12 protein-coding genes are annotated in these 14,648 nt (G+C 36.0%); 8 read left to right on the top strand and 4 right to left on the bottom strand.

Translation table 11 applies throughout. From position 1 onward, the window contains the following. Positions 1-38: 38 nt before the first annotated feature. The 3 genes from purQ to HC643_RS13595 all read left to right on the top strand — a co-directional run bounded on the left by purQ (position 39) and on the right by HC643_RS13595 (position 2,359). Positions 39-713 (top strand): phosphoribosylformylglycinamidine synthase subunit PurQ, encoded by a 675-nt coding sequence (purQ, locus tag HC643_RS13605; protein WP_038072652.1) that lies wholly within the window; start codon positions 39-41, stop codon positions 711-713. A gap of 168 nt (positions 714-881) precedes the next feature. Further along, positions 882-1,667 (top strand): hypothetical protein, encoded by a 786-nt coding sequence (locus HC643_RS13600; RefSeq protein WP_038072650.1) that lies wholly within the window; start codon positions 882-884, stop codon positions 1,665-1,667. 203 nt (positions 1,668-1,870) lie between these two features. Further along, positions 1,871-2,359 carry a hypothetical protein gene (locus HC643_RS13595; RefSeq protein WP_038072648.1) on the top strand — a complete coding sequence of 163 codons (489 nt, stop codon included), beginning with the start codon at positions 1,871-1,873 and terminating at the stop codon, positions 2,357-2,359. A gap of 85 nt (positions 2,360-2,444) precedes the next feature. Here HC643_RS13595 and HC643_RS13590 read toward each other — a convergent pair whose 3' ends face one another. Both HC643_RS13590 and HC643_RS13585 read right to left on the bottom strand, forming a co-directional pair. Next, positions 2,445-2,870 carry a hypothetical protein gene (locus HC643_RS13590; RefSeq protein WP_038072646.1) on the bottom strand — a complete coding sequence of 142 codons (426 nt, stop codon included), beginning with the start codon at positions 2,868-2,870 and terminating at the stop codon, positions 2,445-2,447. Between the two features lie 16 nt (positions 2,871-2,886). Beyond that, positions 2,887-4,185, bottom strand: a complete 1,299-nt coding sequence (locus tag HC643_RS13585) for a TolB family protein (RefSeq protein WP_050045759.1) — start codon at positions 4,183-4,185, stop codon at positions 2,887-2,889. A gap of 509 nt (positions 4,186-4,694) precedes the next feature. On the opposite strand from HC643_RS13585, the gene HC643_RS13580 reads away from it, so the two are divergent. Continuing rightward, on the top strand, positions 4,695-4,883 hold the full coding sequence (locus HC643_RS13580) for a hypothetical protein (protein ID WP_202048615.1): 189 nt from the start codon (positions 4,695-4,697) through the stop codon (positions 4,881-4,883). Positions 4,884-5,002: 119 nt separating this feature from the next. Here HC643_RS13580 and HC643_RS13575 read toward each other — a convergent pair whose 3' ends face one another. Continuing rightward, positions 5,003-5,638: a hypothetical protein gene (locus HC643_RS13575; RefSeq protein ID WP_038072643.1), complete on the bottom strand. Its 636-nt coding sequence runs from the start codon at positions 5,636-5,638 to the stop codon at positions 5,003-5,005. 223 nt (positions 5,639-5,861) lie between these two features. Here HC643_RS13575 and HC643_RS13570 point away from each other — a divergent pair, with 223 nt between their 5' ends. After that, positions 5,862-6,170, top strand: a complete 309-nt coding sequence (locus tag HC643_RS13570) for a PadR family transcriptional regulator (RefSeq protein WP_038072639.1) — start codon at positions 5,862-5,864, stop codon at positions 6,168-6,170. Between the two features lie 12 nt (positions 6,171-6,182). On the opposite strand, the gene HC643_RS13565 is transcribed toward HC643_RS13570, so the two are convergent. Continuing rightward, positions 6,183-6,611: a protein tyrosine phosphatase family protein gene (locus HC643_RS13565; RefSeq protein ID WP_038072638.1), complete on the bottom strand. Its 429-nt coding sequence runs from the start codon at positions 6,609-6,611 to the stop codon at positions 6,183-6,185. Between the two features lie 1,240 nt (positions 6,612-7,851). On the opposite strand from HC643_RS13565, the gene HC643_RS13560 reads away from it, so the two are divergent. From HC643_RS13560 to HC643_RS13550, 3 genes are all read left to right on the top strand, one after another. Further along, the gene (locus tag HC643_RS13560; RefSeq protein ID WP_038072637.1) at positions 7,852-11,820 is read left to right on the top strand and encodes a DUF4011 domain-containing protein; all 3,969 of its coding nucleotides are present in this window, start codon (positions 7,852-7,854) and stop codon (positions 11,818-11,820) included. Positions 11,821-11,885: 65 nt separating this feature from the next. Further along, positions 11,886-13,904 (top strand): phosphorylase family protein, encoded by a 2,019-nt coding sequence (locus HC643_RS13555; RefSeq protein WP_038072636.1) that lies wholly within the window; start codon positions 11,886-11,888, stop codon positions 13,902-13,904. A 128-nt stretch (positions 13,905-14,032) separates the two neighbouring features. Then, positions 14,033-14,587: a hypothetical protein gene (locus HC643_RS13550; RefSeq protein WP_038072635.1), complete on the top strand. Its 555-nt coding sequence runs from the start codon at positions 14,033-14,035 to the stop codon at positions 14,585-14,587. The last annotated feature ends 61 nt before the right edge of the window (positions 14,588-14,648 follow it).

The following is a 14,648-nucleotide window of genomic DNA, read 5'->3' as shown; positions in this document are numbered from 1 at the left end:
ATTAGCTATTAGCTATTAGCTATTAGCCGTGAACAATTATGAAATTTGGTGTTGTTGTTTTTCCTGGTTCTAACTGCGATCGCGATGTTGCCTATGTTACCAAAGACTTGATGGGACAACCAACTCGCATGGTTTGGCATCAAGACACCGACCTTTCCGATGTCGATGTCGTTATTATCCCTGGTGGTTTTAGTTACGGGGATTACCTCCGGTGTGGTGCTATAGCGCAGTTTTCTCCCGTTATGCGGGAAGTTATCGAACACGCTCAAAAGGGCAAACCAGTTCTCGGTATATGCAATGGGTTTCAAGTACTGACTGAGGCGGGGCTGCTACCGGGAGCATTGACGCGAAATCAAGACTTACATTTTATTTGCGATCGCGTTCCCGTAAAAGTTGAACGTACAAACCTCCCCTGGACGCAAAATTATCAAACAGGGGAAATCATCACATTGCCTATTGCCCACGGGGAAGGGCGATTCTATGCAGATGAGAATACCCTATCAGAGATTGAAAATAACGCTCAAGTGCTGTTTCGCTATGAGGGAGATAATCCCAATGGCTCGCTAAACAACATCGGTGGAATTTGCAATCTTAAAGGTAACGTGCTGGGAATGATGCCTCATCCAGAGAGAGCATCCGATCCCATGTTAGGGAATAGCGATGGGCTGAAGTTATTCCAGGGATTGTTGGAGAAAGCTGCTGCACTGGTATAGTGTCATCTCCCGTTCCCAGGCTCCGCCTGGGAATGCATATCCCAAGGCTCCACCTTATATGGCTTGGTAAACGATATTTCGTGGAAAGCTTCGATGTCAGTATTAAAGAAATGAATTATACTCAGTATTGACTGGAGCAGCCATAGAGGAAGGCTAGGAGCAAGCAGAGTGAGTACTATACGAACAGGTAACAACGATCTCGTTTTTGTAGACTACAGCGACATTCTGGACAAGATTTTACAAGTCCTACGAAATCAGCAATCTAACAACCTGTTTGAAGTATCAACCGATGGTTTGCGACTGCGTATTGACGTTGATGCTGTTGCGAGCCAAGTTGCTCGGTTGCAGATTAGCAATCCTTTAGGTGCTGCAGCAAACAATGCAAAAGCCGCTACCGTCAATTTTAGTCCGGGTTGTAAAGAATTACTTCCAGGAAAAATTCAAGCGATTGCAGATTGTGTCAAACAGATATTAGGAGATGCGATCGCCTCTGAGGTAGGAGAAGGTAGGGTTTCTAGCGTAAAAGAGTTTGTAGAGAGTTTAGTGACAGATTTGCAAAGCTTTAAAGGTGATATACCTAGCTTAAACTTTACCTATCCGTTTAGCTCTTATAAGGGTTTACAGAAACAAAGATTAACCTTTCCAGACAAAAATCATAAAGAAAAAGCAGTCTTAAGATTTCACAAAATAACAATCGCCGTACAAAAAACACGGGAGTTTAACGAGCAATTAAAAAAAGGGTTAGAACAGTATAGAAAAGTTCAGTTTGCTTCTATCGATGAAGAAGAAAGAGAAGAACTAGGGTATCTTCTTGACGATTTATACAAAGATAAAGACAACCCGCAGTTAGATTTTTATCGACTCAAGCGAATTATAGATACAGAAACACTGGGTAAACTGAAGAAAAAAGCCCAAATAAACTATCTAGAGAAATACTACTTACCTTGCTATTAAAAAAGACAATGTAAATATTGTTCAAATATAGACGAATCATTAATAATGTATGTTTTTTTTAAATCTAATGATAATAAACGCAACTTTTTTACTGTGTAATAAGTCATTAAAAATACTTGCTTAAAAGTAAGATGATGCTTATTGCGCTTTAATACTTAAATCTTGCTGTTAATCAAATAAAAATCATCAACGGAACTAGAAGAATGTTCTCCAATAATCTAAAATTTTTGACCTTATCCCTAATTATTCCAGTCGTTAGTTTAGGGATATTAGTTGCTTGTACTAAAGATAATAAAGTGGTAGGAACTACTAACGGTTTAATACCAGAAAAACCAAATATGATACTTAATGTCAAACGTCAAGCGGGGATATGTCCTGAAACCATTGGGATTTGGACTTTCTTGCTTCCTGTTGAAGGTGGCGCAGAACATACTGCTGTTGCTGACATTCAGAGTGCTAAATTAATAGCATCAGGTAAGAAATTTGTGGAGTATGAAGCAAAGCTACGTAATTCCTATACTTCCTGTGTTGGCAATGCTAAGTCAGAAGCACCTCCTGTATATAATTTTCGATTCCAGAATGGAAAAGTTTATTTTCGTTTGAATTTGGAACAAGCAACGGTGAGTACTACAATCACATATCAGGGAATAGGCGGCTCCCGTCCTTATGTACGTTGGTTAGCTGAAGAATAGCTAAACACTACTAATTGTAAAAGTTTTTAAGCCCAATAAAAAGACCTAGCATTTACTAGGTCTTTATACATTACGCAATTAGTTGTTATTGCCTAGTATTGGTAAAATAATCAAATTGGTTAGAGGTTGAGTTAGGATTAAAATCCGGTTGAGCAAATTTAGGGCTATGAAATGCCCAAGTGTAATTTGCTCCTGGCTTACCAACAATATTTGAACGAACTACTCGTACCATCCGATCAACTTTCGTACCTACGGGATATATAGTACTTAAGTCAGCGTAGTATTTATTAACACCCCCACTAGCAGTAGCAGTTTTCATTGCCCAGGCATTAGTACCCGATGTCCGGTGAAAAACCACAGCATTACCATCATAAATCGCATCATAACCGTATTCATCATCATAGGCATAGACATAGAAAGCCGTTATTTTACCACTATCCCAAGTTGATAAAGAGATGAAATCAAGCTTTCCTATTACTATTGTTGATGTTGCCTTAAGTAATTTCTTCATTATTTAATTTCCCTCCTTAAAAAGTTGACATCAGAAGCGTTTCTGCTTCTGAATATTGCAGATTTAAATTTCGACTTTCAACAGGCACAGCCAACTCATCGCCAAGCCATTTCACTGTCATACGACCGTAGAATCTTTTGCCTTGCGGCAATTCTAAACGTTTTGTATTTTTAGTTTGCAAATTATAAACTAGAAAGCTCTCTACACCTGTTTTCTTATTCAGTAAACCAATTGCAAAACGTGTGCTATCTTTTGAAAAATCTATTTGACCAATACTTAAACTTTCCTCAATAGGTGTTTTGTAGAGTAATTGAGATGTTCCATTAGACAGATTTAGTGCATACAATTCACCATGCCTACTATTTCGTTTTACATAAAGTACAGTTTGACGGTCATCACTTTGCCCAACAAAATCACCACTAATAAATTCTTGTCTTAGCCCTGTTTTAGGATCAATGGCAACTAAAACACCACCTCCACCTGTATGCTTGGATTCGTTAATTAGAATTTTATTATCTGCTGTCCAACCAAGGATATGAGGAGTAGTGTTTTCTCTGTGATATACTTTTAACTCTTGATTAGTAATTAAATCATGAATCCATACCTCAATGTGATTACTTTCAATGCGATTCCGGTTTGATAAAAAAGCAATTGTATTGCCATCTGGAGACCAATTCGGTTGCTGAATCCAGTGAAGAATACGCCCATGCTCAATACCTAAATCAGGCAAATCTTTTATCTTTTGCTTAGTTGTATATTGTGCCTGCTCATCTCCGATCGCTTTCACTTGCAGCGTCTTGGTGTCTAGGATATATAAGTTTTGGTCATGTTGAAACAACTGTTGTGAAATATCCGTCGGCTTTGGAATCAAATGCGGAGTCTCCGATCCAGGCTCTGCAACAAAAATAATACCATCTTTACTTTCAAAAGAAAGCAAGTCTAGGGTGTGTTCTTGTGCAGTGACCTTATCTTTAAATTTCACTTCATATTGGCTAAATGCTTTACTTGACTGCTTTTTTTGCAGCTTGTCAAAACTAATAAGTTTTGCCTTGTAGACTTTACGATGCACATTTCTTTCTTCAGTTAATTGAGGGTTTTGCCCAAGTAAATCACTTAATTCGTTCCGTTCTTTTCTGCTCGGTAGTCCTAAGAAAACGCCCTCTTGTCCATATTCACCCACAAGTATTAATGGAGTAGCTGCTAGAACAGTATTTTTGGATACGGTGATTGCGGCCTTTTGCCCCATGAAACTAATAGTTGCGATCGAGATTAATAATGAGCCAATAGAAATTAGTACTAATTTTTTAGAAATCATTTGGTTAGCTTTTAATAGTCTTAGCAAAATTTAACTTAAAGTTTTTATTGAAGCTAGCGGAATTTTACTTATAATAAGTTTTACGTATTTTCGCTCTAAAAACCTTAATAAATAAAATAGCAATTATCGAATAAATGAGTTGCTCATTTGGATTTAAGATACAGATATTTAAAAATGATTATTTAACTTTTTACTAACTTTAAAAAATAACCGTATTTGTACTAAGTAAGTCGGCGGGAAAATTTCTAACTATGTAACGAAAAGTTAACTGAAGCGATTGGAGTTAAATTTTACACGTTGTGTACTGTAGTTGCCTCTTTCTCCTCTAGCTTGAACACCGTCAATTACCGCATAAGCAAGTTCCATCATCTGAATGTAAGATTTGCGTGAAACCCCACCGATAACAAGACCTTTTAAAGATCTATGAAGGGATACTTGATGATGAAGACATCTACCAAGGTCTAATTTTTAAAGGGGAATTGAAAAATGAGATTTTGCAATATTTAACCTTGTTTCACTTTTCTCGTTATGAAAAAGCGAAAGATATCAATCTCAAACTAGACCCTTACGACAATCTGATTGGAGAGAACTCAGTCGGTTTATTGTCATTGTTTAGCCATATGAGAGGTCAGGTAGATTTTAATTCTCTAGCATTTTTGACTGAGGTGAAGAAAATATTGAACGTGCAATTTCTGTGAGGATAGAGGGCTTGGAATTTACGATTTATAATAATTAACTGCAGATGAACGCAGACGCCTGCAGATGAAATTGGAGGTTGGGTTGAGGAACAAAACCTAACATCTGCTCGAATTCATTTCTATAGCTGACAAATTGCTTTAAAAATTTGAAGTAACTGTGTTGCGTCATCAAATTCCATTAAATTGAGTATTGGCATTAACTGATAAATAGGTGGATTCCCCTGTTGAATATAAACAAATTGATAAATCCTTCCATTTGTCGTTAATCCCCAAACAGGTGTTTGATCTTCTAACTTTTCATACACATAAGTTAGTAATTGAGGTAAACCAGCTAATGCATCAATGTCACTGTTTTTAGCTTCAATCGCTAATACCCAAAAGTAGGGTTTGTTCTTTGCCGATTTAATCTTATTGACTGCTAAAATATCCATTCTTCCAGTAATTCTAGTATCTTCGTCTTCAATAATTAAATCAGCAAGATTCTCTTCCAAACTAATTTTTATAGGAGAGCGATAAAATCCAGCTAGTCTCATTAAGGGAAATATGGTTAAAGCTTTAACCATCCCTTCTAAGACTTTGCTTTCTATTAAATAGTTATCAAAGTCTGTTTGAATTTGTAAAATTTCTTGTTGTTCAAATTCGGTTAAGGGGTATAAAGATAATAATGAAGTAAAGGAGTTATTATACTGTCTTTGAAAATTAAAGAATCGATGAACGTCTCCTATTGTTAGGTTTTTAGCTTGTAAAAGTGTCATAGGTTGAATCTCTACAACTAAAGAACAAACACCTGATATGCACAAGCTAACATAAATTTTTAAACGTTATTTACATAAAGTTATTGAAACTTTAGATGATACATCCGAATTACCGTGGAACTCTTCCGCCGTTGGGTTGTACAATTCAGTGAGCCGTAATCAGTGAGCAGTTAAGAGAAGGTGAGGGAGTGTTACTCCTTCAAGCACAAGTTTAGAAAATAAGATGGATGACAAAGATTTTTACTCAGGTCTCATTCGACTTCACATTCTTCATCATGCAGTTCATGAGCCCATTTTCGGTCTGAGTATCATTGAAGAATTAGGGCGACACGGCTACAAGCTGAGTGCGGGGACTCTTTATCCAATGCTTCATGACATGGAACGCAAGGGCTATCTTCAATCAACGATTGAACGTTCTGGAAGACATTCGCGCCGACTTTATTGCGCTACGCCCTTGGGTAAACAAGTTTTAGAAGATTCCAAACAAAAAGTTAAAGAACTGTTCGGAGAATTATTTGAAGATAGAAGTTAGGAACTGGCTCCTTCAAGGCTCCTGAGATTCCAAAAACTGTTTGAGATGTGGCTGGTCGATGCTAATTCCTAATTCTTCAGCTTTTTTCAACACTTGCTCCCGGTTTAATCCTTCCTTGGTAGCAAGAGCAATGAGAGCAAGTGCGCCAGCTCTTCCCCCCACACCACAATGGAACAAAATTGGTGTTGGTAAATCTTCAATTTCCTTAAGAACCTTACTTGTCAAGTCTCGATCGGTTTTTGTTGAATTTAGTGGAACGTGGACGTAATTTAGTCCTGAGGTTTCAGCCTGCTGCTGCTCATCATTCAGGAAACCCGCTTCATCAGGAAAACGTAAATTAACGACAGATTTTAATCCCTCTTGTGCATGGGCTTGTAAATCTTCTGGAGTTGGTTGTCCGGATGCATAAAGCTCATCGCTGACTTTTTTGACATTAGCCATGTTTAATACTGTTAATAGATAGGAGTATCGTATTTTATATGCGTGCTCAAATCATACAACATTGTCTGCCATTTCTAATATACTATTTCGATATCGATTTACGATAATTTACTTCTGCAACCTCTTTAAACTAGGACTTATGGGTAGCCCCCTTTTTAAAGTTTGAGGTTGCGTAAGTCCCATAAACTAAGAAAAGTTGTGTTACGCAATATGTGTATTACGTAAATACAATTATAATTAAGTATAATTTTAAACAAAATATTGGATTTTGTATTGGGGATTTCCAAGAAATAAATGACCTTGGAAGGTGGGACAGGCGTCCTCGCCCATTCCTTATAATTGGTAGGCTAGAAGCCCCGCAATACAAGCTTTTTGGGAGATTTTTTGATTTAGAAATTCCTTATCCGCGCAGCCATATTTTAGTTTGTATAACCGCGATCGCGAACATCACTTAGCATTTTTTTGAAATTGGGACTGTTAAGTTCTAATGAGTTGAATGTTATCAATTTGATTATTTCAAAAGAAATAGTGTGAATTTATATCAGATAAAGAGAGTGAAGAAGTTACTCAGAAACTTGAAGAATTTTCTAGGTTTGTTACATCCTTTGAAAGAGGTAAGAAAGACTTTTTTGAAGGTCTACTTACACTTTTTAAGCAACTTAAAAGAAAGTACCAACTTGTACAATAGTATTGTCAATACATACAGATAAAAGGCAATTTAAGACACTTTAGTCTTGTCTATAGCTCTTTACTAAAATTTTATAAAAATTTATATCATTTTATGAATTTTGAAATAGAATGTATTGAGTATAATTTCACTGTTACTTTAAAAGCATATTTTAAAGTTAGGAATAATTTTATGTTTTAGTAAAACAAATAATTTTTCTATGAAAATTTATTTTATAAAATTTCTCAAATATAAAAAGACTATTTGAGCCAAAAAGTAAACTATTTTTGAAAAAATATAAATCTTCTAGCTATCAATAGTAGTTATATGCATTTTTTTTGTGTTTATTTCAATTGCTCTAGTTAAAAACTTAAAGAAAATCTTTAAAATATACTCAATAAGTGGGAATTTTCAATAATGGATTAAGAAGTTAGGATTTTCAAAAAAAATCTGGGTACTAAAAAAGTATATAATATATTTATTTTAATTATTATCACTGTTTGACACAATATATAGAGCACAAATAATTGGATTTACATATTACTGCATCTACCATATTACGAGAGGGTGTTGATGAGTACAACAGTCAGTTTAGAATTAAAGCAGAAGATTCAAACATGGAAGAACAATCTTGCAGAGTTAACTAAAAGTAACCGTCTGCTATACTTCTATTCAGAGAAAAAACCTACTATCGAAATTAAGATACCAGCTTCGCAATTATTTGACAAACTGGTAATAGAATCTGTTGCAATTCCTGCTATTGAACTAGATGCTGATGCAATAGAAGCTCAAATCAATAAAAAAAATTTGAAGAAGCTTCGTAGAGATGCCACTTTAATTCTGAGGGAGAAAGGAGTAAATAGTTTATTTGTAGCTTTAGGTTTTCTTCGATGGAATACCAAAGAACAACCTAAACAGGATGTTATTTCTCCAATTATTCTTATACCAGTTGAATTATATAAGCTGCCGAAGAAAGATGAATACGAAATTCGTCCAACAGATGAAAATGCTTTTTTGAATCCTATCTTAGTGCAAAAGTTGGAGATAGACTATAGTATTATTCTCCCTGAATCTGAGACAGAATTTAATTGTAGCTATGTTGAACTTCTAACTAGCTTACGTCAGAACAAGGACTTGACTAACCGTAAATGGGAAATTGAAGAAACTGCTTATATTAGTTTGTTCCAAAGAGCAAAGGGTTCAATGCTCAAAGACCTAGAGTATTTGGAACAAAACCCCGATATTCTTGCTAAGCAACACATTCTTAGAGGATTTGCAAAGGATACAGCAGACTACGAGTTAAGTGTTCCTGAAATTCTTGAAATCGATGAATTAGATAAGCGAGTTGATCCCAAGACAGTGTTCCAAGTTCTTGAAGCTGATTCTAGCCAACAAAGGGTTATTGAGGCAGCTAAGGAAGGATTAAGTTTCACAGTCAAGGGACCACCAGGTACAGGTAAAAGTCAGACAATTGCCAATATAATAGCTGAATTAGTTGGTAAAAAAAAGAAAGTACTTGTGGTTGCTGAAAAGCCAATTGCACTCGAAGTTGTTTGCGATCGACTTAAAGAGTCTAATCTAGAGGCTATTTATCTTAACTTTGCCGATAACGATGTAGCTAGTAAAAAGAACTTTGCTAAAGTTCTGCAAATAACTCGTAGAGAACTTGAGCAACGACTAGAGGAACAGGAGTCAGAATCTTTCTTCTATGAGTTGAGTGAATGTCGGCAAAGCCTGAATGAACACGCAGAAAGTTTAAACCATAAGTGGGAGCCATTAGATAAAACGGTATTGGATATTTATGGAGAAATTTTAAAATTTCAGCGAGAGCAGATTCCCACACTTAACTTTACGCTAGGAAATATAAATAATTGGTCTACTCTCCAATTAAGTCGAGCTAAGGATTATCTGGAACAGCTAAATCACGGAAAATTTTTACTTTTCTTTCGCAAAGAACTAACAACTCTATGGGCAAAAAGCCAGCAGCCATCACTCGATTTTCAAACGCGTGAGGATATAAATAATGGAATAAACACCTTGCTGCAAGGTATTAGAAGTGCTAAGAAAGCAGGAAACGAATTAGGAAAATTACTCAACTTAAAAACTCCAAGTACATTAACTGAGATAGCAAATTTCAATGCATCTGTAGCTCACATAGCTGCCGTTCCATTACTTCCACAAGGTTGGCAAGATAAAGATCTACAAGTTTTATGGCAATTATTTTTTCAACTCGAAAATGACCTAGAAGCTATCCAAAATAACCCTCTAAATACTAAGTACAAAAAAGAATTTCTTCATCTCAATTTATCAGATTTATCCAAAAACTTGCAGAAGTGGGGTATTTTTTGCTTCTTCCGATGTACGTACTGGAAAGCTCGCAATCAAATTCTTGATTGCCGTAAAGTAAAAAAGTGGGTTTTTGACTGGGAATTGAAAACAGACCTTAAGCGAGCAGCCGAACTTCAATTTCTATGGCACAACTTAAGAGACCCAAACTATTCTCCTCATGATGCTTTTAAAATTTTTTTTACAACAGAGATTCCAGATTGTGAAGCCATTGAGCAATCGCTTAGATGGTTAGAAACCCTACACCAATACAACATACAAAATAGTACAGTAGTAATGGTGATTTCTTCACAAACTAGTCGTCGTCAACTAGCAAAACTTCTTGAGGAATTAACATCAGCCCAAAGTTTGATTGAAGAAGGTTTCAATTTCTTGCAGCGCTACTTCCCGTATCCAGAAGATGTAATTACAAATTCTCGTATTCCCTTAAACATTACTTCTTTAGATGAAATAGAAACATTTCTTAACGTAGCAGCTAACGAGATTGACTTATTTCAGGATTGGTTAGATTACCAACGCAACGTTAAGCAAATTCAAGCAGTAGGTGCCGGAGCATTTCTTCAACAGTTACAAGATTCTGATATTGCTCCAGAATTGTGGTCAAGAATTTTTGAAAAAGGTTTTTACCAAAACTGGTTGCAATACATTTATGATAATTGCTATAATTTGCGGCGCTTTAGTGCCAATGTTTACGAGCAAAAAATACAAAAGTTTTCTCAGCTTGACATTAAGCAGCAAGAAGTTGCAAAAAAGCGCCTTCGGCAACTCCATGTTAGTCAATGGCAAGAGTGGTCTCAGCAACCAAATGCAAAAATAGCTTTAGATATGCTCTATAGAGAAAGTCAAAATAAAAAAAAATATAAGTCAATCCGTGAATTTATTGAAGAAGCCGCTGAGCTTGTTGTTACTCTTAAACCCTGTTGGTTGATGAGTCCGCAAGCAGTAAGTGAGTACATTGCTCCACAAGTAATTAATTTTGACGTTGTGATTTTTGACGAAGCCTCTCAAATTCGTACAGAAGATGCAGTATCCTCAATCATGCGCTCAAAACAGGTAATTGTTGTTGGTGATAACCATCAGATGCCTCCTTCTTCTTTCTTTGCTAGTATTACTTCTGACGCTGAAGATGAGGACAATGATGAGGAAGAAAGGTATGAAAGCTTACTTGCTGAGTGTGGGTTCATGAGAGAATTTACATTGAAATGGCATTATCGGAGCAAAGATGAAAGCTTAATTTATTTCTCCAATAAGAAATTTTATAACTCAGAACTCATTACTTTCCCAAATCCCGTAAAAAATGATAGTAGAGGTGTTTATTTCAAATACGTTGAACAAGCTGTATACAATCGTGGTGGAAAGAAAAAGCAAAACATTCGTGAGGCTGAAGAAGTTGGTAAGCTTGCGCTGCTTCATATTCAACAAAACCAGGAGCAAAGCCTGGGTATCATTGCCTTTAGTAAAGATCAAGCAGAAGCAATTCAGGAACAAATCGATAAACTGAGCGATGAAAATCCAGAATTAGCAGAATTTTGTAGAGATGAGTCAGAAAAATTCTTTATAAAAAATCTTGAAAATGTTCAAGGTGATGAGCGAGATGTTATTATTCTCAGTTTTGGATATGGAAAAGATAATGAAGGAGAGTTTAGTCACTATTTTGGTCCTCTTAATAGAGTTGGTGGAGAGCGACGACTTAATGTAGCAATAACTCGTGCCAAATATAAACTCATTCTAGTGGCATCTATTCGGGCAAATGATTTGCAACCAGAAGGCAAAAGGGAAGGCGTGCGCTTTTTTAAAGAATATTTAGAATACATTGATTCTAAGGAACAAAAGTTACCAGAAAATAGTAGTGTACAAAATTTACACTCCTATTCACTTTTAACGGAGGATATTTATGATGCTCTACAAAAGCAAGGGTATGAAGTTGAAACATCTGTTGGGCGTTCAGCATATCCTATTGATTTAGCAGTAATTAAAAAACAGCTAACTGATAAAAAGTATATATTAGGGATAGAGTATGATGGATTAACTTATTGTAGATATCCTACAGCCCGAGATCGAGATCGCCTGCGAAAAAAAGTTTTAGAAGACATACTAAACTGGCAAATTCACAGAGTTTGGTCTAAAGAATGGTTTGATAATAGGGACGTGGAAATAGAGCGGCTAGTTAACAGATTAAAGTCTGTTGATATTTAGCGATAGATATCGTTTCTTATAGAATCCTTATAAAAGGAAGTTAGCAAACTATTTGAAGGCAAGCCATGCATTCTGAAGAATTGAAAGAATTTTTAATAAAAATAGAGCGGCTACAATCAATTATGATTACTGTTGCAACTAGAAATTCTAACATCTATGAAGAAGAGCATTACGCTGAATTATACCAAGAAGTTGAGCTAAGCATTGAAGTTATGCAAGAGAATGGGTTAGTAATTTCTAATCCAAACCCTTTTAGTTCTCTAACCAAGTTGTATGAATACTGCTTATCTCATCTTAATGGCTCTGCATGGCGACACCAACGTATTAGATATATTTATGAAATATATCTCAACCTTTTTGGACAGATTGAAGAGTTTTTATCTAGACAGCAGTTAGAGATATTACCAAGCAATGATATTAGTACTTTTACAATATCACAAATAGAAGAGACCCAAAAGCGGATTTCTCAATTGCAAGCAATTATGATTGAGGTTGCTACTAAAAAAGCTCGAGTTCAAGATGAAGAAGAACTTTATGTTCAAATTTATCAAGATACAAATCTAAAAATTAATCATCTTAAACTTCTGAATTTATCTATTAAAAACCCTAATATTTTTAGATCGCTTTGGCACTTGCAAGCCTACTTTTATACTGAAGTTGACTTAGAAACATCCGCATCAAGAAAGCAATATGTCCTCGAACTCTATGCAAATGTTGTTTCTATACTAAAAAAAGTTTTACAAAAATATCGATTGAAGGCTACTTCGCAGAATAAATTATTTCAAGAATCAAAGCTTTATTTTACAAAAGAACAACCAACTCCAAGTTATAACTTTGAATTTACTTCACAAATTGAGGATATCAAAGCATTAAATAACTCTCCTACTCAAGGTGTTTCATCTAACACTGATACTCATAATGTACAATTTGGTTTCATTGACAAGTTACCAGAGAAGAAATTTTCTCCAATTTTTATAACAGATTCTGATATCTCAAGCACCTCTGCTGAGACTATTACTGATGTTCTTATATTAACTGCTCTACAAAAAGAACAAGATGCAGTTTTACGCTACTTAGACTCTCCTCGAAAAGTACAAACATCATCTCAAACATTCTATAGAGCTGCCCTTAAAACTCAGAAGATAGACACTGTTTATCAATTAGTAATTTTGTGCTTACCTTCAATGGGTAACCTTCAAGCTGCTGTTATCACTCAAAGAGCTATCACTCAATTTAACCCATCTCACATAATTTTAGCTGGAATCGCAGGAGGCGTTCAAAAGCAGAGCAGTCGATATCTTGGCGATATTATAGTAGGCGAACAGATTGTTTATTATGAGTTGGGTAAACAAACTCAACACGAGCAAGGTGGCTCTGAAATTAAGCGACGGTATGAAGTCTATCGTCCAGGTAAGGTTTTATTGGAGGCGGCCAAGAGTTTGCCGATACAGAACTGGGTTATGTCTGTAAAGACTTCACGACCTGATGGTACTACAGGAAGGGTGATACCTCAGGTACATTTTGGGGTAGTTGCATCTGGCGAAAAGGTTATTACCGATCCTTCATTAATTAATGAGCTACAGAGTGATTGGTCAAAGCTTGTCGGGATTGAAATGGAAGGGGCAGGTGTAGCTCTTGCTGCTTATGAAAGTAATTTTTTACCAGGATTTTTCCTTGTTAAAGGAATGTGTGATTGGGCTGATGGTTCAAAAAATGATGCTTGGCAGGAATACGCTGCCGATGCTGCTGCAGCGTTTGTTATGGAGTTACTGAAATCAGCACCTTTTGAAAGTAAGTTGAGACTAGAGCCTTTAAACAGCCAAAAACCTCTTCAATCTGTTGAGAAAGTTAACAAACGCTCACTTGGCCAGATTAAGATGATTATTTGTCAAAGACTAGTCCATGATTGGCAGGAGTTAGCAGACTATTTTGATATTCCACCTCATCAACGCGCTGTTTTTAATAGAGGAAGAGAACCGCAAGGCGTTTGGGAGTGGTTGGAGCAGCGAAATAAACTTTCTGAATTGAAAACTGCTTTAGAGGTAATAGGACGTAATGATTTGATTAAAGAACTTAATCAATAGATAGTTAACTATCCTAAGCAGTTAAACTTGATTCATTGATAAAATTTAGTTAGTCAAGAGATGATGCTGACAGAAGTGAGACTGCTAATGCCAGCAAATGTAGGAAGCATCTTTATTGGAAATGCCTTATGCGTGATGAGCAAAAACAAATGCTTGAAGTTTATCTTCATGAATACGAAAAGTTGAAAGAAGAGCAAGCTCAGCGAATTGGTTTTCGCGATAATATGCTCTATGTGACGTTAGGAGTTTTTGGTGCTATTCTCTCCTTCGCACTATCTGGAAAAAGTAATTATTATGCTCTCCTCGTTATCCCTTGGGTTTGTCTTATCCTTGGTTGGACTTATCTTGTTAATGATGAGAAAATTACAGCAATCGGTAGATATATTCGCTTAACACTAGTAGAGAAAATTAAAGAACATACAGGTCATTCTGACATAGAATCTATATTTGGTTGGGAAATAGCCCATAGAAGCGATAAGCGGCGCAGCCGACGCAAGATAGAACAATTAATTATTGACGAAATTACTTTTGTGGCTTCAGGACTGTCTTGTTTAGTAGCTTTTTGGTGGCTAGTACCACAAGCAAATTGGCCAATCGTACTTCTGGTCTTGGTAGAAATGACGCTTTTAATCTTTCTGGGTGTGGAAATTGTCCTCTATGCAGATTTAGCTAAAGGTCGCTAGCCATCAATTACTTGAATCAGGTGAAAAAAATGCGATTTATTAAAGATTTAACTCCCGAGAC

The sequence above is a fragment of the Tolypothrix bouteillei VB521301 genome (assembly GCF_000760695.4).
In the GTDB taxonomy this organism is placed as follows: Bacteria; Cyanobacteriota; Cyanobacteriia; order Cyanobacteriales; family Nostocaceae; genus Scytonema; species Scytonema bouteillei_A.
The sequence above is the reverse complement of the archived record's forward strand: the minus strand, read 5'-3'. Positions and strand labels throughout refer to the sequence as shown.